The sequence below is a fragment of the Aeromonas sp. QDB31 genome (assembly GCF_027707605.1).
GTDB lineage: Bacteria > Pseudomonadota > Gammaproteobacteria > Enterobacterales > Aeromonadaceae > Aeromonas > Aeromonas media.
Map to the genome: position 1 here is coordinate 32494 of NZ_JAPCIX010000017.1, position 21945 is coordinate 54438.

Sequence of the window (21945 nt, forward strand, 5' to 3'; positions counted from 1 at the left end):
GACAGACATCCTTAACAGCCAGCGGCCTTGTCCAGATAGATGGGGTGGTTCAGGGATTCCTCGGCCGAGTCATAGAGATGGCAGGCGGCCTGCTGCCCGGGCCGGATCTCGGCCAGCTGGGTATATTCCTGGCGGCAGCGTTCGTGCACCTTGCCGCAGCGGGCCTGGAAGCGGCAGCCGACCGGCACTTCCAGCAGGTTGAGCGGGGTGCCGGGGATCCCCTCCAGCACGGTTTTTGGCCCGTGCAGGGGGGGGAAGGAATTGCCCAGCCCCTTGGTGTAGGGGTGCAAGGGAGCAGTCAGAATTGACTTGGACGGCGCCACCTCCACCAGCTCCCCCGCATACATGATGCCGATGCGATCGCAGAACTCGACCATGAGCGAGAGGTCATGGGTGATGAAGAGAATGGAGAAGTTGAACTTTGCCTTGAGGGCGTAGACCTTCTGCAGTATCTCCCGCTGCACCACCACATCCAGCGCCGTGGTGGGCTCATCCATGATCAAGAGCTCGGGGTTGAGCGCCATGGCGATGGCGATCACCAGCCGCTGGCGCATGCCGCCGGAGAACTGGTGCGGGTAGTCCTTGAGCCGGCTCGGGTGGATGTCGACTATCTCCAACAGCTCCTGGGCGCGCTTGATGGCCTCGTAGCGGGTCATGCCGGGGTTGTGGGCCAAGAGCACGTCGCAGAACTGCTCCTCCATGCGCAGCACGGGGTTGAGCGCATTCATGGCGGACTGGAACACCACGCTCGCCTGGCGCCAGCGGTAGCTGCGCAGCCGCTCGTCGTCAAAGCCGAGGATGTTCTCCCCCTTGAACAGGATCTCGCCGCCACTGATGTAGGCGGGCGGCTTGTGCAGCCGGGCCACCGAGAAGGCGACCGTCGACTTGCCGCAGCCGGACTCGCCGGCGAGGCCGAAGACTTCGCCGGGGGCTATGTCAAAGCTGACCGAATTGACGGCGCGCACGTCGCCGCTCTCGGTGATGTAGTCGACGCAGAGGTTGCGTACCGACAGCAGGGGTTGTTGCGAGCTCATGCTGTCTTCTCCTGGGCGGCAATGGGGGTGACGGGGGCGGCGAGCTGTTTCCAGCGGCGCAGGCCCTTGTGAGAGCGCAGTTGCGGGTTGGCTATCTCGTCGATGGCGAAGTTGAGCATGGCCAGACCCGCCCCCAGGGTGGCGATGGCAAAGCAGGGGGCCAGGATTTCCCACCAGGCACCTACCAGGATGGCGCTGGAGGTCTGGGCGTTGTAGAGCATGATGCCCCAGCTGACCACGGTCGGATCACCCAGTCCCAGGAACTCCAGGGTCGCCTCGGTGACGATGGCGTAGATGATGGATCCGATGAAGCTCACCCCTATGATGGAGATGAGGTTCGGCAGTATCTCCACCAGAATGATGCGCCAGGCCGGCTCACCCAGCACCTCGGCGGCGATGACGAACTCTTTCTCCCGCAGTGCCAGGGTCTGGGCACGGATCACCCGGGCGCCATAGGCCCAGGAGGTAAAGCCTATGATGAGCGCAATCACCGTCGGTGACGCCTCCCCGATAAAGCTCGCGAGCACCAGTAATAAAGGGAGGTTGGGGATCACCAGCACCACGTTCATCAGGAAGGTGAGGCATTCGTCCACCACGCCGCCGAAGTAACCGGCAGTGATGCCGATGCCGATGGCGAGGGCGCAGACCAGCAGGCCTGCCCCGAAGCCCACCATCAGGGAGATGCGGGCGCCACTGGTGAACTGGGCCCAGAGATCGTGGCCCATGCGGTTGGAGCCCATCACCAGCTCCATGCTGGGGGGCTGGTGGGGGCGAGCGACCCGCTTGGTGGGTTCATTGCTGGCGAGCAGCGGGGCAAACAGGGCCATCAGCACGAAGGTGACTACGATGGCGAGGCCGAAGGCCGCCTTCTTGTTGCCCAGCAGGATCTTGAGGATGGTCGGCATACGCATCTTATTTGCCTCCTGTACGCAGACGGGGATCCAGGAAGACGTAGAGCACGTCCGCCAGGAAGTTGAAGCTGAGCATGGTGATGGTCATGATGAGCAGTTGCCCCTGAATGAGCGGGTAGTCGCGGGCCAGGATGCCCTGATAGAGGGTCAATCCGAGACCCGGGTAGTTGAAGATCACCTCGGTGATGAGGGAGCCACCGATGACGAAACCGAGCGCCATGGAGAGGGCGGTGACGCTGGGCAGCACGGCGTTGCGGGCGCCGTAGTTGAAGATGACCCGGTTGCTGGAGAGCCCCTTGGCCTTGGCCATGGTGATGTAGTCCTCGCCGAGCAGGTTGATCATGTTGTTGCGCATGGTGATGAGGAAGCCCCCCACCTGCACAATGGCCAGGGTGCCCACCGGCATGATGGCGTGCAGCATGATGCTCTTGATGTGTTCCCAGCCGAAATCGGCGGGGATCTCCGGACTATAGGCGTAGCCGATGGGCAGCCAGCCGAGGCTGACCCCGAACAGGAACAGGGCGAGCAGGGAGACCACCACGGGGGGAATGGCCTGCATCACCAGGGTGAGCGGGGAGAGGATGCTGTCCATGCGTCCCCCCCGGTACCAGGCGGCGAAGATGCCGACGATGGAGCCGATGGAGAAGCTCAAAATGGTGGAGGTACCCACCAGGAACAGGGTCCAGCCGATGGCGCGACCGAGCACGTCGGCGACCGGTTGGGGGTAGTAGCGCACCGAGGTGCCGAGATCCCAGGTGAAGACACTCTTCACATAGGCGAGAAACTGGGTGGTGATGGGACCGTCAACGAACCCGAAGGTGGCCTTGAGGGCCTCCAGGGCGGCAGGTTCCATCATGGCGCCGGCCCGGGCGAACATGACGGAGACGGGATCTCCGGGCATGGCTCTGGGCAGCAGGAAGTTGATGGTGGCGGCCACCAGGAAGGCGACCAGATAGAAGGAGAAGCGTCTTAGTATAAATCCCATGGTGAACCCTTTTACTGCAAGCCTGCCCCGCGCCGGGCAAAGCTCCCCCAACCCCGGCAACGACGGGGGATGGAAGACATGGCGGGGAAAAAAGGCCCCCCGCAGGGGGCCGAGGTGATTAGCTGTTTGGCTTGAGTGACAACACGTGCAGCAGACGCTCCGGGGTGTCCGGGTGTACCTGCGGCTTGGCGACGGGGTTGTCGGCACTGAACCAGCCATTGAAGCGCTTGGTGCTGTATTCGTACCAGGTCGGGTTGTTGAACACCGGGATGATGGTCTGGTTGGCACCGACGCGCTCCTGGATGGCAAACATGATCTCCTTCTGCTTGGCCGCATCGGCGGTCTGGGTGAAGTCATCGATCAGCTTGTCGAGCTCAGGATCCTTGTAACGGGGCGCTGCGAAGCGGTTGCCGCGCTCACCCATGTTGCGGGAGTGGAAGGCGGTCTCGAAGTACTTGTGCGGGTTGGCACCGGCAAAGTAACCCTGCAGAGCGACGTCGAAGTCACCGGTGATCAGGTTCTCGGTCCAGACGGTGGCTTCCGGGGTGGAGGTCTTGGCGTTCAGGCCCAGGGCCTGCAGGCCTTCGACCCCGATCTGGACTGTGTTGACCCAGTCGGTCCAGCCGTTCGGTACCAGCACCTTGAATTCGATCTTCTTGCAGCTCGGGGTGTCGAGGAACTTGTCGCCGTCACAGTCCTTGTAGCCCGCTTCCTTCAGCAGTGCCTTGGCACCTTCCAGGTCGAACTTGTTGTATTTGCCGTATTTCTTCTCGACGTCCGGGTTGTCCCAGGAGGCGAATGCCTTGCCAAGGCCTGACGGGTATTCGTTGACGGTCGGGTAGCCATAGCCTGCGATGTCCACCATGGACTGGCGGTCCATCGCCATGGAGAAGGCGCGGCGGAAGTTGATGTCGTTGAAGGCTTCGTTATTGCCCGGGTTCTTGCTCTGGAAGTTGACGTTGAACGCCACTGTGCCGGAGGCGGGGAACCAGTACTTGTTGTTCTTGGGATCGTTGCCGACGTAGAGGCGCTCGATGTCCGGCACGAAGGAGCCGAACCAGTCCACGTCACCCTTCATCACAGCGGCCAGTACCTGGTCGTTGGTGGCCATCTGCGGCATGCGCAGGCAGTCGATGGCGAGGTTGGCGTTGTCCCAGTAGTGCGGGTTGCGGCACTGGGTATAGAGCTGGGCGGAGAAGTTGTCCACTTCGGTGAAGGGACCTGTGCCGACCGGTTTGTCGTTGGTGAAGGCAACCGGGTCTTTCACCGACTTCCACTGATGCTCGGGGACGATGGGCACCAGCACCAGGTCATTCACCACGTTGGTGTTGACCTCGGCCAGGTCGAATTTGACCTTGTGCTCACCCAGCTTCTCGACACCCTTGATCTGAGTCCAGATGGAGCGCTCATCCAGCGCCTTGTTGGCCTTGACCAGGTTGAAGGAGAAGATAATGTCGTCGGCGGTGAAGGCTTCACCATCGGACCACTTGACCCCTTCGCGCAGGTCGAAGGTGACCGACTTCAGGTCATCGCTGAAGGCATAGTTGGTGGCCAGACGATAGACGGGTTTGCCACCCTGCATATCGTTGAAGATCACCAGCGGCTCATAGATGAAGTGGCGGGTGGTGTGCAGCAGACCGGCCTGCAGGAAGGGGTTGAAGTTCTTGACCCATGCGGTCTCCTGTTGCGCGACCAGGGTCAGAACCGTCTTGTTTTCGGCGGCCATGGCGGTGCCGGCGGCACCGAGCATCAGGGTTCCCAGCATGACTGAGGTAGCGATTTTGGATACTTTGGCAAGCATATTTTTTCCTTTCTTATTGGTCTTCCATGGTTTTGGAATGGAGCACCGGATCCCATGCTTGGATACCGGCCCTCAATGTTGGTCAGGTTTTGCACCCTTGTAGTTGTGTCATCCAACGTCCCTAGAAAAGCAGAGTTAACAGGAAAACAACAACTCTTCATTTCGTCGATATCGTAAAAACTCCCACCCTCTCGTCATTATCGTCAAACTCTATTTTTAATCCTTTTAAATTATACAGTTGCATTAATTCTCACAAAGTACCAAGTCACCATTTATGACAATTCAAAGACGATAGTGTGAAGTGGATCGTGCTCGTTTTTGCTCCCCTTCAGTGGCTTTTTTTTGAGCTTGAAACAAGCGCTCCGAGGAGAAGGACAGAACTGTGCGCTGGCTCACTAAGGAGGAATCTTCCGGCTCGTCGGGTGATGGCGGGTGGTCCCTCTCTAACAGAAGAACCCGGCCTGGATGCCAATGGGTTTTCGTGTCGACTGATTACGGGCAATAAAAAAGCCAGTCAGCATTCACTGACTGGCTTCGGGTGCCACATCCGTTAGCGGATTAGTTGACCAGGCTGGCCCACAGATCGTACTCGTCCGCTTCGTCGATGCGGACCTTGACGAGATCGCCGGGCTTGAGGCCGGTTTCACCGTTCAGGTAGACCAGGCCGTCGATCTCGGGGGCATCGGCGAAGGAGCGGCCGGTGGCGCCCTCTTCGTCCACTTCGTCGATCAACACCGTCATCTCCTTGCCGACCTTGCGGGCCAGCTTGCGAACGGAGACCTGCTGCTGCAGCTCCATGAAGCGCTGGAAACGCGCTTCCTGGACGTCTTCCGGCACAGGATCCGGCAGCTCGTTGGCCTTGGCACCCTCGACCGGGCTGTATTTGAAGCAGCCAACGCGGTCCAGCTCCGCCTTGTCGATGAAGTCCAGCAGCATCTGGAACTCTTCTTCGGTCTCGCCGGGGAAGCCGACGATGAAGGTGGAGCGCAGGGTGATCTCGGGGCAGATCTCGCGCCACTTCTGGATCCGTTCCAGGGTGCGCTCGACGGTACCCGGACGCTTCATCAGTTTGAGGATGCGCGGGCTGGCGTGCTGCAGCGGAATGTCCAGGTAGGGCAGGACCTTGCCATCGCGCATCAGCGGGATGACGTCATCCACATGGGGATAGGGGTAGACGTAGTGCAGGCGCACCCAGATGTCGAGCTTGGCCAGCTCCTCGCACAGGGCCACCATGCTGGTCTTGACCGGCATGCCGTCGTAGAAACCGGTGCGGTGCTTGACGTCCACGCCGTAGGCGGAGGTGTCCTGGGAGATCACCAGGATCTCCTTCACGCCGGCCTCTTTCAGGCGCTTGGCCTCGGCCAGTACCTCGCCGATGGGACGGCTCACCAGATCCCCGCGCATGGAGGGGATGATGCAGAAGGTGCAGCGGTGGTTGCAGCCCTCGGAGATCTTCAGATAGGCGTAGTGACGGGGAGTCAGCTTGACGCCGTGGGCCGGCACCAGGCTGGTGAAGGGGTTGTGGGTCGGCTTTTCCACGTACTTGTGAACGTGACCCAGCACCTCTTCGTAGGCGTGGGGGCCGGTTATCTCGAGCACCTTGGGGTGGATCTCGCGGATCTGGTTCTCTTTGGCACCGAGGCAACCGGTGACGATCACCTTGCCGTTTTCGGCCAGGGCTTCGCCGATGGCTTCCAGCGACTCCTGTACCGCGCTGTCGATGAAGCCGCAGGTGTTGACCACCACCAGCTCCGCATCGTCATAGCTGGGCACCACATCGTACCCTTCGGTACGCAGCTGGGTCAGGATACGCTCGGAATCGACCAGATTTTTGGGGCAACCCAAGGAGACGAATCCTACTTTGGGGGCCTGTTTTGTGTTGGACATCGCTCAATCACTCTTAGGTGGCTCTTATTCAAGGGCGCGGATTTTACCGGAATGGCTAACCAAAAACTATACAACCGAGGTTGTCAGGCCGAACAATATTTACGGTCGGGCCCGTCGGCTATCGGCAGATAAGGAGAGCCGTGCATGATGGTGGTGGTCGTGACCGTCCGGGGACCGCAGTTCCCTCAGACCGGATGAGGGCTGCGACACCATACTGGAGAGATGGGAAGTCTGTGTTTGCTGACTGGAGCGGAATGGAGAGGCATTCGGGACTTCTTGGAGTTGGCTTAAATCTGATAGGGTGACATGTCCGCTGACGCGATATTTAAGGAGCACACAATGAAGAGCCGATCCTGGTTGATTGCCGCCGTCCTGGCACTTGCATCTAGCCCCAGCCATGCCGACTGGGCGAAATTGAAGGAAGCGGCCTCCGAGCTTGGCACTGCGGTGAGCGACACCGGCAAGGAGGCGTGGCAGGGGATCACCGATTTTTCGAAGGCGACCTGGGAGTCTGTCTCCACCTGGGGGGCCGATGCCTACAACAAGGCGGGTGCCTGGACGGAAGAGAGCGCAGCCACCGGCAAGGAGTGGCTGACGGCCGCCGACAAGAAGCTCGATACCATGCTGGAACCCAAGACCCCGACAGAGGCCCGTACCGCCCTCGATACCATGGCCGATACCGCACTGGTGCGGCTGTTCAACGAGCAACCCTCCGCCAAGCTGCTGTTTGACAAGGCCTATGGCTATGCGGTGTTCGACTCACGCAAGTTCTCCCTGATGATCCACACCAATCAGGGATCCGGGGTGGCGGTGAACCGCTCGAATGGCAAACACACCTATATGAAGATGTTTGGCGCCGGCATGGCGGCTGGCTTCGGCGGCAAGTTCTATCAGCAGGTGATGTTGTTCGAGACCAAACAGACCTTTGACAACTTCGTGAACAAGGGTTGGGAGGCGACCTCGGAGGCGGGCGTGGTCGCCGGCAAGGAGAGCGCGTCGCTTGACTCGGGTTACAACGGCGGCATGGCCATCTACCAGCTTGGTGAGAAGGGGTTGCTGTACGGCGTCAGCATCACGGGATCCAAATACTGGATCGACGAGGATCTGACGCAATAGAGATCGGAATCTGAGCCTGGCCCGCGATGCGGGCCTTTTTCATGTGCCCGCCTGCTCGCCGCGCGGCCAGCAGACGGGCATCTTCCCGGGATCCCTGCTGCCGGCATGATGGCCCGTTGCACAGGTGGGGTACAGGATCCTTATGCATTGGCACTCTAATTGCTTAAGGCTTGCCAGTGTCAACGATTTGTCTGGGAAGAGAAGATGGAAATAAGCGCAAGCAGCCTGATGCAAGAGATGCAGGCTCTCAGGGTCGAAGCCGGTGCCACGCCGCTGACCCAGCCCGGTCGTCAGGTCAACTCGGATTTTGGCCAGATGCTGCAGCAGGCCCTCGACAACGTCAACGAGCTGCAGGGCAGCGCCAACGATCTGCGCACCCGGTTCGATCTGGGGGACAAGTCGGTGGATCTCTCCGAAGTGATGATCGCTGGGCAGAAATCCTCCATCGCTTTCGAGGCGACGGTGCAGGTGCGCAACAAGATGGTCGATGCCTACAAGACCATCATGAACATGCCGGTATAACTCAGGCCCATGGCGACCGAGCATCATAAACATGTCAGCAATAAGGACATAAATCGTGGCTAACGATCCAAACGGCGATCTGCTGATGAACAACGAGGGGGCGGCCGCCCTCGATGAGCAGGAGCAGAAGAGCTCGGCGCTGGGCTTTTTGTCCAATACCGATGTGTTGCGGCAGATCACCCTGATCCTGGGGCTGACCATCTGTCTGGCCATCGCCGTCTTCATCCTGCTGTGGGGCAAGGAGCCGGAGATGCGTCCGCTCGGCACCTTCAGCACCCAGGAGCTGGTCTCCACCCTCGACTATCTGGATCAGCAGAAGATCCCCTATCAGGTGGACGGCAAGAGTGTGCTGGTCAGCGCCGAGAATTATGCAGACATCCGGCTGCGCCTGACCCGCGCCGGCCTCGCCAGCAGCAGCGAGGCCAGCAACGATGGGGAAGCCATCCTGCTCAAGGACTCCAGCTTCGGCGTCAGCCAGCGCATGGAGAGCGAGCGGCTGAAACTGAGCCGCGAGCGCCAGCTGGCGAGCGCCATCGAGCAGTTCCAGAACGTCGCCAAGGCCCAGGTGCTGCTGGCCATCCCGAAAGACAACGTGTTCGCCCGCAACGAACGCAAGCCGAGCGCCACCGTCGTGCTGAGCCTGAAAGGGGCGGCGCTGGGCCAGGGGGAGGTGGACTCCATCGTCGACATGGTCGCCTCCGCCGTCCACGGCCTGGAGCCGACCCGCGTCACCGTGACCGATCAGAACGGTCGCCTGCTCAACTCCGGCTCCCAGGATCCGCTCTCTGCCCAGACTCGCAAGGAGTTTGCGATGCAGCAGAAGCAGGAGCTGGAATACAAACAAAAAATTGACGCCATCCTGATCCCGGTGCTGGGGGCCGACAACTACACGGCGGAAGTGGATCTCTCCCTCGACTTCTCCCAGCAAGAGCAGACCCGCAAGACCTACAATCCGGACTTGCCCGCCGTGCGCTCCGAGATGACGGTGGAAGAGAACAGCGCCAATGGCAGCAATGGCGGCGTACCCGGTGCGCTCACCAACCAGCCGCCCGCCGCGTCGAACATTCCCGAACAGGCCGCAGGCGGGGAAGGGGGAACCAGCTCTTCCGGCCGCTCCCGCAAGGAGGCGACCCGCAACTTCGAGCTGGACACCACGGTCAGCCACATCCGGCGTCAGCAGGGCGGCATCCGCCGCATGACGGTGTCGGTGGCGGTGGATTACAAGGCCACTCCCGGTGCCGAGGGGGCCGTCACCCGCGAGCCCCGCAGCCAGGCTGAACTCGATACCCTGCGTCGCCTGCTCAGCGGCGGCCTCGGTTTTGACGTGACCCGGGGGGATACCCTGGAGGTGGTTGCCATTCCGTTCAACCGCCCCGAGCTGGAAGCCGTGGCCGACATGCCCATCTACGAACAGCCCTGGTTCTGGCGTGCGGTGCGCATCGCCGCCTCGGTGCTGGTCATCATAGTGCTCATCGTCACCGTGGTGCGGCCCATGCTCAAGCGTCTGCTCTACCCGGATGCCAAGCCGGAAGGGGAGCTGGACTTCGACAACCACACCGTGCTGGGTGGGGATGACGAACTGAGCCTGCTGGCAGCCCAGGCCGAGGCCGAGCCGGTGTTCGGTCTGCGGGATGGCCAGCTCAAGCTGCCCGATCTGCACCGTGACGAGGACCTGCTCAAGGCCGTGCGTGCCTTGGTAGCGAATGAACCAGACCTGGCTGCTCAGGTCATCAAAGAATGGGTAACGAACCGAGATGCCTGAAGAGAAGAAAAACCAAGTCACCGGTAACGAGATTACCGATAACCAGCGCCAGATCCTGGACCAGATGAGCGGGATGGAGATGGCGGCGGTGCTGATGCTGAGCCTCAACGAGGAGGATGCCGCCCAGATCTTCCGTCATCTCGAGCCCAAGCAGGTGCAGCGGCTCGGCATGTCCATGGCCTCCATGTCGGATTTCAGTCACGACCGGGTGGCGGCGGTGCATCGTCAATTTATCGACGACATCCAGAAATACACCAACATCGGCATCGGCAGTGAAGACTTCGTGCGCAAGGCCCTGGTGGCGGCGCTCGGGGAAGACAAGGCCAGCAACCTGGTGGATCAGATCATCCTGGGATCCGGCGCCCGCGGCCTCGACTCCCTCAAGTGGATGGATGCCCGCCAGGTGGCCAGCATCATTCAGAATGAACACCCGCAGATCCAGACCATCGTCCTCTCCTATCTGGAGCCGGAGCAGTCCGCCGAGATATTGAGCCAGTTCCCGGAGCAGGTGCGCCTGGATCTGGTGATGCGCATCGCCAACCTCGAAGAGGTACAACCGGCGGCGCTGCAAGAGCTCAACGACATCATGGAGAAGCAGTTCGCCGGTGCGGCCGGGGCCCAGGCGGCCAAGATGGGTGGCCTCAAGGCTGCCGCCAACATCATGAACTACCTGGACACCAACATCGAAGGCCAGCTGATGGACTCCATCCGCGAGTCGGACGAGGAGATGAGCCAGCAGATCCAGGACTTGATGTTCGTGTTCGAGAACCTCATCGACGTGGACGATCGGGGCATCCAGACTCTGCTGCGGGAAGTGCCGGGGGATCTGCTGCAACGGGCCCTCAAGGGCTCGGATGACCAGATGCGCGAGAAGGTGTTCAAGAACATGTCCAAGCGGGCCGCCGAGATGCTGGCGGACGATCTGGAGGCCATGGGGCCGATCCGGGTCTCCGAGGTGGAGGCCGCCCAGAAGGAGATCCTCTCCACTGCGCGCCGTCTGGCGGATGCGGGCGAGATCATGCTGGGGGCGGGCGGTGGCGAAGAGTTCCTCTAAGCCATGGGCAATGGAATGTGCGATGATGTCGGCCCTTTCGTCCGGCATGCCAGGAGTGTCTTTCGCAGATGAATAACAAGAACAACAAGCTGCGGGGTTATGTCAGACCCGAAGCGGACGAGACCCGGGTGGAAGCCTGGGGCTGGCCCGAGATGGAGGTCGAATCCGAGATCCAGAGCAATGCCTTGGGGCTCGGCCCTGACTGGTATCGCCAGGAGCAGGCGGACGAGATGCCGCCAGAAGATCCACCGGAGGAGCCCACCCCCAGCATCACCGCCGAAGAGGTGGAGGCGATCCGTCAGGCCGCCTGGGAAGAGGGGCTGGCCGAGGGGCGAGCCGCCGGCTTTGCCAAGGGGCTCGAAGAGGGCAAGCTGGAGGGCTTGCAGCAGGGCCATCAGGCGGGTCTGGAGCAGGGCCGTGAAGAGGGGCTCGCCATGGGCCGCGACCAGGTGGAGCAAGAGATTGCCCACTGGCAAGCGCTCGCCGCCCGCCTCGCCACGCCCCTGAGCGAGCTGGACGCGGCGGTTGAGCAGCAGCTCATCAGCCTGGTGCAGCAGCTGGCCCGCGCCCTCATTCGCCACGAGGCCGAGACCTCCCCAAAATTGTTGCTCGAGGCCCTCAAGCAGGGCCTTGCCCTGCTGCCCGCCGCCGAGCAGGGGGTTACCCTGATGCTGCACCCGGACGATGTGGCCCGGGTCGAGCAGGCCTTCGGCGCCGAGGAGTGTGCCAAGCGTCACTGGCGGCTGCAGAGCGACCCCACCCTCTCCCCGGGTGATCTGCAGCTGGCCACCGAACTCTCCAGCATCGATCTGACCCTGGCGGGACGCATCGATCAGTTACTGCGCAATTTCCTTCGTGACAATGCCGACTAACTCTCTTCCCCGGTTTGGCATAGGGAGTGCGTGCCGCTGCTGCGTACCGTCTGTCGACGGCGCGACCATGCCGGCTGACTCCGGGGCTCGGCCTCTTTCCCTTTTATCTCTGGAGGCGCGATGACAACATCCCTGCTCGGCCGACTGCAAGGCTACCGGGTCCGCGATCTTGCGCCCATACCGCCGGTGGCGGGCAAGCTCACCCGGGTGGTCGGGCTGACCCTGGAGGCCATCGGCTGCCGCGCCGCCATCGGGGCTCTGTGCCGTATCGACACCCAGGATGGCGTGCTGGAGGCCGAAGTGGTGGGCTTCTCCGGCGATCGCCTGTTCTTGATGCCGAGCGAGCAGCTCAAGGGGGTCATTCCCGGCGCCCGCGTGGTGCCCGTCACCGAGGATCACGGCATTCCGGTGGGCATGAACCTGCTTGGCCGGGTCATCGACGGCATCGGCCAGCCCCTGGACGGACTCGGCCCCATCATCTCGTCCCAGACGGTGCAGTTCGCCCAGCATCGCATCAACCCGCTGGCCCGTCGTCCCATCCATCAACCCATGGACGTGGGGGTGCGGGCCATCAACGCCGTGCTCACCGTGGGGCGTGGCCAGCGCATGGGGCTGTTCGCCGGTTCCGGCGTCGGTAAATCGGTGCTGCTCGGCATGATGACCCGCGGCTCGGTGGCGGACGTGGTGGTGGTGGGCCTCATCGGCGAGCGTGGCCGGGAGGTGAAGGAGTTTATCGAGGAGATCCTCGGCGCCGAGGGGCGCGAGCGCGCCGTGGTGGTGGCGGCGCCGGCCGATGCCTCGCCGCTGATGCGACTCAAGGGGTGCGAGACCGCGCTCGCCATCGCCGAGTATTTCCGCGAGCAGGGGCTCAACGTGCTGCTGCTGATGGACTCCCTCACCCGCTACGCCCAGGCCCAGCGCGAGATCGCCCTGGCGGTGGGGGAGCCGCCGGCCACCAAAGGCTATCCGCCCTCGGTGTTTGCCAAATTGCCGGCGCTGGTGGAGCGGGCCGGCAACGGCAGCGATGGCCAGGGCTCCATCACGGCCTTTTTCACCGTGCTGACGGAGGGGGACGATCTGCAGGATCCCATCGCCGACGCGGCGCGGGCCATCCTCGATGGCCACATCGTGCTGGCGCGGGAGCTGGCGGATGCGGGCCACTACCCCGCCATTGACATCGAAAAATCCATCAGCCGGGTCATGCCCATGGTGACCTCACCTGAGCACATGGAGCTGGCGCGCACCTTCAAGCAGTTCTACTCCCTCTATCAGCAGAACCGGGATCTCATCACCATAGGCGCCTACAGCCAGGGATCGGATCCGCGCATCGATCGGGCCATCATCCAGAAACCCTACCTGGATCAGTTCTTGCAGCAGAAGATGCGCGAGGTCATTCACTACGATGAAGGCCTGCAATCCCTGCAACTGGTGGCCATGCCACTGATGCGTTGACCGGTGGAGAGCCCCGATGAGTAAAGGATTGACGTTGCTGGCAGGCCGACTGCTGGAGGCCGAACAGCAGGCCGCCCTGGCGTTGGCCAAGGCCCAGCAGGATCTCAAGCTGTTCATGGATCAGCAGAACGCCCTCAACCAGTACCGCCAGATCTACCATCAGCAGTGGACTGATCGCGGGCTGCAGGGGATCACGCCCCAGCAGAACAGCCAGTATCACGCCTTCATCAACAAGCTGGAAAATGCGGCGACCCAGCAGTACCAGGGGGTGTTGCAGGTGCGCGAGGCGCTGGCCCAGTGCCGTACCCAGTGGCTCGAAGCCCAGCAGCGGCGCAAGGCGGTCGAGCTGCTGCTCGAGAAGCAGGCGGGGCGAGCTCAGCTGAAGGCCCAGCGTCAGGAACAGAAGATGCTGGACGATTACGCCATCCTGCGACGCTATCACCATTCTGGCCTGTAACTTGCTTTCTATTGCCAACACAGGCTAAGACGCCGCACCTGCCTGCTGGCCGTGCGGCCACCACACCGGATTGTCGTCAGGGATCCCAGCATGATACAGACCCAGTTGATCAAGGCCGCGACTCAGGCCACCCCTGCCGACAGTGGCATCACCCTCCCGGGCCTCACCCAGGAAGGGGCCGAGCCGCTGCAGGGGGACAGCAAGGCTGCCTTTGCCGATGCCATGGCCCTGGCGCAGCTGGTCGACAAGGGCGCCGTCGCCACTCCCGTGAGCGACGACGCGCTCACCGCACTCGCCCTGGATGCCAAATCTTTGGCGGTGGCCGAAGAGGCTACCTCGAGCACGCAGCACAAAGCCGACAAGGCAAAGGCCAGCGAGACAGATCTTCCCCCCGACGTTTTTCTGCAGCAGCTGCAGGCCTCCCTGCGCCAGGACACCAGCCTGACTCTGCCTGCCGTCGCTCCAATGACGCAGGCACTGCCCGTGGCCACCGACGGCAATGACTTGCCGCCCGAGTCGCCGTCGTTGACCGACGGCGGCAAGCCTGCCCCGACACCGGGCGCTGCAGGGCGAGAGATCGCCACACAGCAGGCGCTGTTGCAACAAGCGGGCGAGGGGAATAGCACCCAGGTGTCCGCTCTTGCGGACAAGGAAAACAGTACGAATGAACCCGGCAAGGGGGCTCAGGCCATCGCCGCCACCGCCAATACCCTGCCGATAAGCCGGCTGGAAGACGCTGCCTCCGCCAATACCCTGCCGATAAGCCGGCTGGAAGACGCTGCCTCCGCCAACACCCTGCCGATAAGCCAGCTGGAAGACGCAGCCGTGGATGCAGGCACGCCGGTCGATCCCGAGCTTGCATCATCGAAACCGACGGTGCTTCCCTTGTCTGGCGAAGAGCGCGCCGCCCTGCTGGCCAAGGTGGTCGCCACCTCACAAGCCACCGAGCCACGGAGTGCAGCGGCCCAGGTGACAGGCGAGCCCCAGAAACAGATGGCCTCGGAAGCCGCGGTCAATGGTGTTGGCGCACAAACGCCTCATGCCGTGCAGGCCGGTGCGGCCAAGGCCTTTGGTGAAGGGCTGGTCAGAATGGACGCTGGCGTGACTGATGGCGTTGAGGCCAGCACGGATGCCGCGACTGAGGATGGCAGCAAGCCTCGCATGGTTGCGCCGGAACAGCCGGAACAAGAGTCCAGCCCAGCGCAGACGACGGGGGTGAGCAAACCCGATGCGAGCGCTGGTGCGGCCCACAGTGCCGCTCCCCTGGCCAGGGCTGCGGACCCGGAACCCGTGCTGACGGCGCCCCAGCAGACGCTGGCGCGTCACGAATCCCAGGGGCCGCAAGCCTCGCTGACGGCGCTGTCAGCCGGCATCCAGCAGATGGAGGCCGAACCCGCGGTGGCCGTCGGAGCCGCCGTGGAACTCAAGCCGGCGGCGCAGAAATCCAAGCTCGATGAGCTGGGCAAGCAGCTCGGGATGGAAGTCGGGGGCACCGAGCCGAGCGAGGGAAGCCAGCCGCTGCAGCAGACCCAGACCAGCGATGGCAAGCCGGCGGCAGAGCTGAGCACGAGACGGGAACCCCAGAGCCTGCCGCACCTCAAGCTGGCCACCCCGGAGGCACCGGCCCAGTTGCACCAGAAGGTGAACCTGATGCTGGCGGACAAGCTGCAACAGGCGGAGATCCAGCTCGATCCCCTGGGTCTTGGCAAGATGAAGATCCAGATACAGATGGGGGCGGATAGCCAGGCCAATGTCCACTTCGTGGTGCAGCATGGCCAGACCCGGGAGATGCTGGAGCAGGCCATGCCGAGGCTCAGAGACATGCTGGCAGGGCAGGGGATACAGCTCGGTCAGACTCAGGTACAGCAACAGGCGCAGCACCAGGGGCAGCCATCACAGCAACAATCCCAGGGTCAGTCCACCTTCAATGGTCAGGAGCAACGGGGTCAGCAGGGGAACGGTTCCTTTGGCGGCAACGGCCAGGGGGAGGGGGAACATGCGACCCGCACCCTGAGTCTGCTGGTGGAATCGACAAACGATGCCGGAATTGATTTCTATGCTTGATGCCTGCCCGAGTAAGTTTATGATACCGAACAAGTTTGAGACTAGGGTGGACAAGGGATGGCAGACGATAACGAACTGACGCTGAAGGACCCGGCGGCGGCCAAGAAAAAGAAGTTGATCATGATAGTCGCCCTGGTCGTCATCCTCCTGGGTGGCGGCGGGGCCGGTGCCTGGTTCATGTTTGCCGGTTCGGACGAGCCGGCGGCCGACACGGCCGAGGCCAAGCCCGAAGCCAGTGCGCCCCAGCCCTCCCTCTATGTGGGAATGCCGCGCCCCTTCGTGTTCAACGTGGCGGGCGGGCAACGGGATCGGCTGGTGCAGATCAAGATCCAGCTGATGGTGCGCGGGGCCGCTGACGAGACCCTGGCCAAACAGAATATTCCCCTGATCGAAGGGACCCTGCTGCGGGTCTTCAGCGCGGCCACCGCCGAGCAGCTGATGACCTTCGAGGGCAAGGAGAAGTTGCGTCAGGATTCATTGGAAGAGTGTCGCCGGGTCCTGAAGGATCTGGTCTCTTCCCCCGTAATCGAACAAGTGCTGTTTACCGGCTTTGTCATGCAATGAAAGGTGAAGCGTGAGCGATCTGTTAAGTCAGGACGAAATTGATGCCCTGCTGCACGGTGTCGATGATGTCGAAGAGGAAGAGCTAGGGGCGGCCGGAGATCCCGGTATCGCCCAGTTTGACTTCTCCTCCCAGGACCGCATCGTCCGTGGCCGCATGCCGACCCTGGAGCTGGTGAACGAGCGATTCGCCCGTCACATGCGCATCAGCCTGTTCAACATGATGCGGCGCACCGCCGAGGTCTCCATCAACGGCGTGCAGATGCTCAAGTTCGGCGAGTACGTGCACACCCTGTTCGTGCCGACCAGCCTGAACATGGTGCGCTTCCGCCCCCTCAAGGGGACGGCACTCATCACCATGGAAGCGCGCCTCGTCTTCATCCTGGTGGAGAACTTCTTCGGCGGCGACGGCCGCTACCACGCCAAGATCGAGGGGCGCGAGTTTACCCCCACCGAGCGGCGTATCATCCAGATGCTGCTCAAGCTGGTGTTCGAGGACTACAAGGATGCCTGGGCGCCGGTGATGGACGTGGGATTCGAATACCTCGACTCGGAGGTGAACCCGGCCATGGCGAACATCGTCAGTCCCACCGAGGTGATAGTGGTGAGCTCCTTCCACATCGAGCTGGACGGCGGCGGCGGCGACTTTCACGTGGCCATGCCCTACTCCATGCTCGAACCCATCCGCGAGTTGCTCGATGCCGGGGTGCAGAGCGACAAGGGGGACACCGACGTGCGCTGGAGCAAGGCCCTGCGCGACGAGATCATGGACGTCAAGGTGGAGCTCAAGGCCAAGCTGCTGGAGACGGAGCTGACCCTGCGCGAGCTGATGGAGCTGCAACCGGGCGACATCATCCCGGTGGAGATGCCGGAGAACCTGCTGGTCTTCGTGGAGGACCTGCCCACCTTCCACGCCAAGATGGGGCGCACCAAGGAGAACGTGGCGCTCAAGATAGTGGATAAAATCAAGCGCCCTGACGGAGTCAAGACAGAGATGCATCTGGTGACCCGGGGGGGCGTGCGCATCGATGGCGAGGCCGAGCTGGAAGAGCTCGAACGCAGCATCGCCGATAAACAGCCCTAATAGACCCGTCGCCTGCGACCTGGGTCACGAAGTAGCATGAGGAATTCAAGATGAGCGGAACCGATGACGAGCAGGATCTGATGGCTGACGCCTGGGCTGCCGCGCTGGAAGAGCAGGTGACGGCTGAGGCCAAGCCCGCCCCCCTGGAGGAGCTGAGAGACGACGCCCCCATCAGCGCCGAGGAGCGGCGCAAGCTGGACACCATTCTGGATATTCCGGTGACCATCGCCATGGAAGTGGGACGCAGCCAGATCAGCATCCGCAACCTGCTGCAACTGAACCAGGGTTCTGTCGTGGAGCTGGATCGGGTGGCGGGCGAGCCCCTGGACGTGCTGGTCAACGGCACCCTGATCGCCCACGGCGAGGTGGTGGTGGTGAACGACAAGTTCGGGATTCGGTTGACCGACGTCATCAGCCAGATAGAGCGCATTAAGAAACTCAAATGATCCGTGCTCTCGCTCTGATACTGTTCGCCGCCCCGGCGCTGGCAGAGGGGGCCAATCCCCCCAGCATCACCTCCTGGCTGCTCTCCAGCCTGATGGTGATCGGCCTCATCCTGGTGCTGGGCTTCCTGCTCAAGAAGAGCAAGCTCACCCAGGTGATGGGGGGCGGCCAGATGAAGGTCATCGCCACCCTGCCGCTCGGCTACAAGGAGAAGCTGATGGTGGTCAAGGTGGGCGAGCAACAGCTGCTCATCGGGGTGACCCCGCAGCAGGTCAACTTCCTCTATCGCCTGGAAGAGCCCCTGGACGAGCGTCAGCCCCAGGCCTTCTCCCAGCAGCTCGGCAAATTGATGGGCAAGCATGAAAAAAGTTAACTGGATCGGGTGCCTGAGCCTGCTGGCCGTGCTGCTGTCGCCCCTGGCGATGGCCCAGGACGGTATGTCGGCGCTGACGGTCAAGACCATGGCGGATGGCAGTCAGGAGTACAGCCTGACCCTGCAGGTGCTGGCGCTGATGACCGCGCTCTCCTTCCTGCCGGCCATTGTCATCATGATGACCTCCTTCACCCGGATCATCGTGGTGCTCGGCATCCTCAGACAGGCCATAGGCCTGCAGCAGAGCCCGTCCAACCAGGTGCTGATCGGCATCGCCCTCTTCATGTCCTTCTTCATCATGTCCCCGGTGCTGGATCGCATCAACGAGGAGGCGCTGCAGCCCTATCTGGCGGAGACCATAGGGCCCAAGGAGGCGCTGGAGAAGGCCGAGCTGCCCATCCACCAGTTCATGCTGGCCCAGACCCGGGTCAAGGATCTCAACACCTTCATGGAGATAGCGAACGTGCAGGTGGCCGAGCCAGCGGATGTGCCGCTGCGGGTGCTGATCCCGGCCTTCGTCACCAGCGAGCTCAAGACCGCGTTCCAGATAGGCTTCATGCTGTTTCTGCCCTTCCTGGTCATCGATCTGGTGGTGGCGAGCATACTGATGGCCATGGGGATGATGATGCTGTCGCCTATGCTGGTCTCATTGCCGTTCAAGCTGATGCTGTTCGTCATGGTGGATGGCTGGAACCTGATCCTGGGCTCCCTGGCCACCAGCTTCGGGCTGGGGGCGGGGTAAGCCGGTCAATGGAAAGGAGCCGATAAGATGAGTCCGGAAACCTTTGTCGACGTATTCCGTGAAGCGCTCTGGCTGGTGACCATCATGGTGTGCGCCGTGATCCTGCCGAGCCTGATGGTGGGGCTGGTGGTCGCCATCTTTCAGGCCGCCACTTCCATCAACGAACAGACCCTGAGCTTCCTGCCCCGTCTCGTGGTCACCCTGCTGGCCCTGGGGGCCGGCGCCCACTGGGGATTGCAGAGCCTGATGGACTTCTTCCAGCTGATGGTGAGCCAAATCCCCGAGGTGGTCGGCTGATGCCTATGTCGGCATTAGCGACCATCAGGCTGCCGATGACGACCCGTCCCATGGCTCCCGGAGTGGCGGCATGAGCTATACCACTGCGGTGATCATGGAGTGGCTGGCGTCCGTGCTCTGGCCGCTTGCCCGGGTGAGCAGCCTGCTGATGGTGATGGCGGTGTTCGGCAGCCGGCTGGCTCCTGCCAACGTTCGCATGGGACTGGCGCTCGCCATCACCTTCATCATCGCCCCCCTGCTGCCCCCCATGCCCAAGGTGGAGCTGTTCTCCGTCGGCAGCTTCCTGGTGCTGGGGCAGCAGCTGCTCATCGGCATAGCGCTCGGCCTCATGACCCAGTTTCTGCTGGAAAGCTTCGTGATGGCGGGCCAGATCATCGCCATGCAGACCAGTCTGGGCTTCGCCACCCTGGTGGATCCCATGAACGGCCAGTCTGCCCCCGTGGTGGGCCAGTTCTACCTGATGCTGGCGACCCTGGTGTTCCTGGCGGTGGATGGGCACCTCCTGATGATCAGGATGGTGGTGCTGAGCTTCGAGACCCTGCCGGTCTCGGACAGCGGGCTCAGCCTGCCCGCCATCCGCAGCCTGGTGAGCTTCCTCGGGGTCATGTACCAGGCCTCCCTGGTGATGGCCCTGTCGGCCATCATAGCCTTGCTGCTCATCAACTTCGCGTTCGGGATCATGACCCGGGCGGCCCCCCAGCTCAACATCTTTAGCATCGGCTTTGCGGTCAGCATGATGTCGGGTCTGTTCATCCTCTGGCTCACCATAGGCGGCTTCATGGGGCACTTCGACGCCCTCTGGGAGCGCGTGCAGGAGACCAGCTGCGAGCTTATCCAGGTCCAATGCCTGGGGGGGCAGAATGGTTGATACCGATCAGGTCAACGGCACCAAACAACCAGCCCATGCTATCGGCTGGCTGATCGACAACGGCCAGTCAGTCGGGGGACTGCATCTCATTGATACCGATCGGGTCAACGGCACCGAACAACCAGGCCATGCTATTGGCTGGCTGATCGACAGCGGCCAGTCAGTCGGAGGTCAGCGTGGCTGATACCGATCAGGAACGCACAGAACAACCCACGGGCAAACGACTGCAACAGGCCCGGGAAAAAGGGCAGATTGCACGCTCCAAGGAGCTGGGGACCGCCAGCGTCCTGCTGGCGACCGTGTTCGGCTTGCTGATGATCAAGGAGAGTCTGGCCGGTGCCATGGTCAAGGTGCTCACCATGGGCTTTACCCTGGACCGGGATCAGGCCTTCGACCCCAACGCCATGGGGGTCATGCTGCCCACCCTGCTGTGGGAGCTGCTGCAACCTCTCGGCCTGCTGTTCCTGCTGGTGACCATCGCCGCCTTCGTGGGCAACACATTGCTCGGCGGTATGAACTTCTCCTCCGAGGCCATGCTGCCCAAATGGAGCAAGCTGAGCCCCTTGAGTGGTTTGAAGAGGATGTTCGGGGTGCAGTCCCTGGTGGAGCTCGTCAAGTCTATCGCCAAGGTGGTGTTCATCAGCCTGTTTGCCTGGTGGATGCTGTCGAGCCAGTTCAATCACCTGCTTAATCTCTCCCTCGAGGGCTTCCCCGGCGGCATTATAGATGCGCTGGACCTGCTGCTGTGGATGCTGATCATCCTCTGCTGCGCCCTGATCCCCATCGTTGCCATCGATGTGCCGTTCCAGACCTGGAACCACAATCGCCAGCTCAAGATGACCAAGCAGGAGATCAAGGACGAGTTCAAGGACAGCGAGGGCAAGCCCGAGGTCAAGGGACGGATACGCCAGTTGCAGATGCAGATGGCGATGCGCCGCATGATGGGGGATGTGCCCAAGGCGGACGTCATCATCACCAACCCGACCCACTACTCGGTGGCCCTGAAGTACGACGCGGGCAAGCCAGGCGCCGCCCCCAAGGTACTTGCCAAGGGGGTGGACGAGGTGGCGATGAAGATCCGGGAGATAGCGCGGGAATACGACATCCCCGTGATGTCCTCGCCGCCGCTGACCCGGGCCATCTACCACGCCACCGAGATTGGTCAGGAGATCCCCGAGGGGCTGTTTGCCGCCGTGGCCCAGGTGCTGGCCTACGTCTATCAGCTCAAGAAGTTCCGCCGTGGCCGTGGCCGCCGCCCGACTCCGGTCGCAAGGGATCTCCCCATTCCGCCGGAATATCGCAAGTAGTTTGGTGTTCAGCTGAGGGTGGCTGGTTACCCATGATCGCCAGGGATCTCCCCATTCCGCCGGAATATCGCAAGTAGTCTTTGCTCTGAAACGTTGGCTGTTCCCGTCGCCGGGGTCTGTCCACCATGCCACCGGACTATCGCAACTAACCTCGCTCCCGCCCTGTTTGCCACGGCTCTGCTCATTCCAACGGGATTTGCTGGCAACACCTTGCTCCCCATCAAGCTACCCGAATGTGTCCTCCGACGGACTTCTGACAGCATCAAAATAAAATTCATATAGATCAACTGGTTGGGTAATTGGCTTGATATTTGCTTTAATTCGGCATCGGCAGTGGTAAATCGAGAAGAAC

Annotated in this window: 22 protein-coding genes; 17 read left to right on the plus strand and 5 right to left on the minus strand. The window is 62.1% G+C overall.

All coding sequences use genetic code 11. The features are described 5' to 3' along the window. Positions 1 to 11: 11 nt before the first annotated feature. The 5 genes from PG898_RS15710 to rimO form a co-directional block, all read right to left on the minus strand. Positions 12 to 1034 (minus strand): ABC transporter ATP-binding protein, encoded by a 1023-nt coding sequence (locus tag PG898_RS15710; protein WP_042648442.1) that lies wholly within the window; start codon positions 1032 to 1034, stop codon positions 12 to 14. After that, entirely contained in the window at positions 1031 to 1945 is a 915-nt protein-coding gene (locus tag PG898_RS15715; RefSeq protein WP_042648441.1) for an ABC transporter permease, read from the minus strand. The genes PG898_RS15710 and PG898_RS15715 overlap by 4 nt, the downstream gene beginning before the upstream one ends. 1 nt (position 1946) lies before the next feature. Beyond that, entirely contained in the window at positions 1947 to 2930 is a 984-nt protein-coding gene (locus PG898_RS15720) for an ABC transporter permease (protein WP_270824579.1), read from the minus strand. Positions 2931 to 3048: 118 nt separating this feature from the next. Beyond that, positions 3049 to 4731 carry an ABC transporter substrate-binding protein gene (locus PG898_RS15725; protein WP_043129008.1) on the minus strand — a complete coding sequence of 561 codons (1683 nt, stop codon included), beginning with the start codon at positions 4729 to 4731 and terminating at the stop codon, positions 3049 to 3051. Positions 4732 to 5289: 558 nt separating this feature from the next. Then, the gene (rimO, locus tag PG898_RS15730; protein WP_270824580.1) at positions 5290 to 6618 is read right to left on the minus strand and encodes a 30S ribosomal protein S12 methylthiotransferase RimO; all 1329 of its coding nucleotides are present in this window, start codon (positions 6616 to 6618) and stop codon (positions 5290 to 5292) included. A 339-nt stretch (positions 6619 to 6957) separates the two neighbouring features. Between rimO and PG898_RS15735 the strand changes: the two genes are divergently transcribed. From PG898_RS15735 to flhB, 17 genes are all read left to right on the plus strand, one after another. After that, on the plus strand, positions 6958 to 7734 hold the full coding sequence (locus tag PG898_RS15735) for a lipoprotein (protein ID WP_042650075.1): 777 nt from the start codon (positions 6958 to 6960) through the stop codon (positions 7732 to 7734). Positions 7735 to 7938: 204 nt separating this feature from the next. Continuing rightward, a complete protein-coding gene (fliE, locus tag PG898_RS15740; protein WP_042650076.1) occupies positions 7939 to 8256 on the plus strand; it encodes a flagellar hook-basal body complex protein FliE in 318 nt (105 codons plus the stop codon). A gap of 55 nt (positions 8257 to 8311) precedes the next feature. Beyond that, a complete protein-coding gene (gene fliF / locus PG898_RS15745; protein ID WP_270824581.1) occupies positions 8312 to 10018 on the plus strand; it encodes a flagellar basal-body MS-ring/collar protein FliF in 1707 nt (568 codons plus the stop codon). Continuing rightward, positions 10011 to 11072 carry a flagellar motor switch protein FliG gene (gene fliG / locus PG898_RS15750; protein WP_043129018.1) on the plus strand — a complete coding sequence of 354 codons (1062 nt, stop codon included), beginning with the start codon at positions 10011 to 10013 and terminating at the stop codon, positions 11070 to 11072. Before fliF ends, fliG begins: the two co-directional genes overlap by 8 nt. Positions 11073 to 11140: 68 nt before the next feature. Beyond that, positions 11141 to 11944, plus strand: a complete 804-nt coding sequence (gene fliH, locus PG898_RS15755; RefSeq protein ID WP_042650079.1) for a flagellar assembly protein FliH — start codon at positions 11141 to 11143, stop codon at positions 11942 to 11944. A gap of 120 nt (positions 11945 to 12064) precedes the next feature. Next, entirely contained in the window at positions 12065 to 13396 is a 1332-nt protein-coding gene (gene fliI / locus PG898_RS15760; RefSeq protein WP_042650080.1) for a flagellar protein export ATPase FliI, read from the plus strand. 16 nt (positions 13397 to 13412) lie between these two features. After that, positions 13413 to 13853, plus strand: a complete 441-nt coding sequence (gene fliJ, locus PG898_RS15765) for a flagellar export protein FliJ (RefSeq protein WP_043129023.1) — start codon at positions 13413 to 13415, stop codon at positions 13851 to 13853. Between the two features lie 90 nt (positions 13854 to 13943). Next, positions 13944 to 15917, plus strand: coding sequence for a flagellar hook-length control protein FliK (locus PG898_RS15770; protein WP_270824582.1), 1974 nt, complete (start codon positions 13944 to 13946; stop codon positions 15915 to 15917). A gap of 57 nt (positions 15918 to 15974) precedes the next feature. Then, positions 15975 to 16481 (plus strand): flagellar basal body-associated protein FliL, encoded by a 507-nt coding sequence (fliL, locus tag PG898_RS15775; protein ID WP_171268714.1) that lies wholly within the window; start codon positions 15975 to 15977, stop codon positions 16479 to 16481. A 10-nt stretch (positions 16482 to 16491) separates the two neighbouring features. Beyond that, positions 16492 to 17562 carry a flagellar motor switch protein FliM gene (gene fliM / locus PG898_RS15780; protein WP_042650084.1) on the plus strand — a complete coding sequence of 357 codons (1071 nt, stop codon included), beginning with the start codon at positions 16492 to 16494 and terminating at the stop codon, positions 17560 to 17562. Between the two features lie 50 nt (positions 17563 to 17612). After that, a complete protein-coding gene (fliN, locus tag PG898_RS15785; protein WP_042650085.1) occupies positions 17613 to 18008 on the plus strand; it encodes a flagellar motor switch protein FliN in 396 nt (131 codons plus the stop codon). Continuing rightward, the gene (gene fliO / locus PG898_RS15790; RefSeq protein WP_043129029.1) at positions 18005 to 18379 is read left to right on the plus strand and encodes a flagellar biosynthetic protein FliO; all 375 of its coding nucleotides are present in this window, start codon (positions 18005 to 18007) and stop codon (positions 18377 to 18379) included. The genes fliN and fliO overlap by 4 nt, the downstream gene beginning before the upstream one ends. Beyond that, complete coding sequence (fliP, locus tag PG898_RS15795; RefSeq protein WP_042650087.1) at positions 18366 to 19121, plus strand: flagellar type III secretion system pore protein FliP; 756 nt, start codon at positions 18366 to 18368, stop codon at positions 19119 to 19121. The genes fliO and fliP overlap by 14 nt, the downstream gene beginning before the upstream one ends. A gap of 27 nt (positions 19122 to 19148) precedes the next feature. Further along, positions 19149 to 19418, plus strand: a complete 270-nt coding sequence (fliQ, locus tag PG898_RS15800) for a flagellar biosynthesis protein FliQ (protein WP_010673927.1) — start codon at positions 19149 to 19151, stop codon at positions 19416 to 19418. Between the two features lie 70 nt (positions 19419 to 19488). Next, positions 19489 to 20286 carry a flagellar biosynthetic protein FliR gene (gene fliR, locus PG898_RS15805; RefSeq protein WP_270824583.1) on the plus strand — a complete coding sequence of 266 codons (798 nt, stop codon included), beginning with the start codon at positions 19489 to 19491 and terminating at the stop codon, positions 20284 to 20286. Continuing rightward, complete coding sequence (locus PG898_RS15810) at positions 20279 to 20470, plus strand: hypothetical protein (RefSeq protein ID WP_270824584.1); 192 nt, start codon at positions 20279 to 20281, stop codon at positions 20468 to 20470. Before fliR ends, PG898_RS15810 begins: the two co-directional genes overlap by 8 nt. Continuing rightward, entirely contained in the window at positions 20463 to 21593 is a 1131-nt protein-coding gene (gene flhB, locus PG898_RS15815; protein ID WP_042650090.1) for a flagellar biosynthesis protein FlhB, read from the plus strand. Before PG898_RS15810 ends, flhB begins: the two co-directional genes overlap by 8 nt. Positions 21594 to 21945 lie beyond the last annotated feature (352 nt).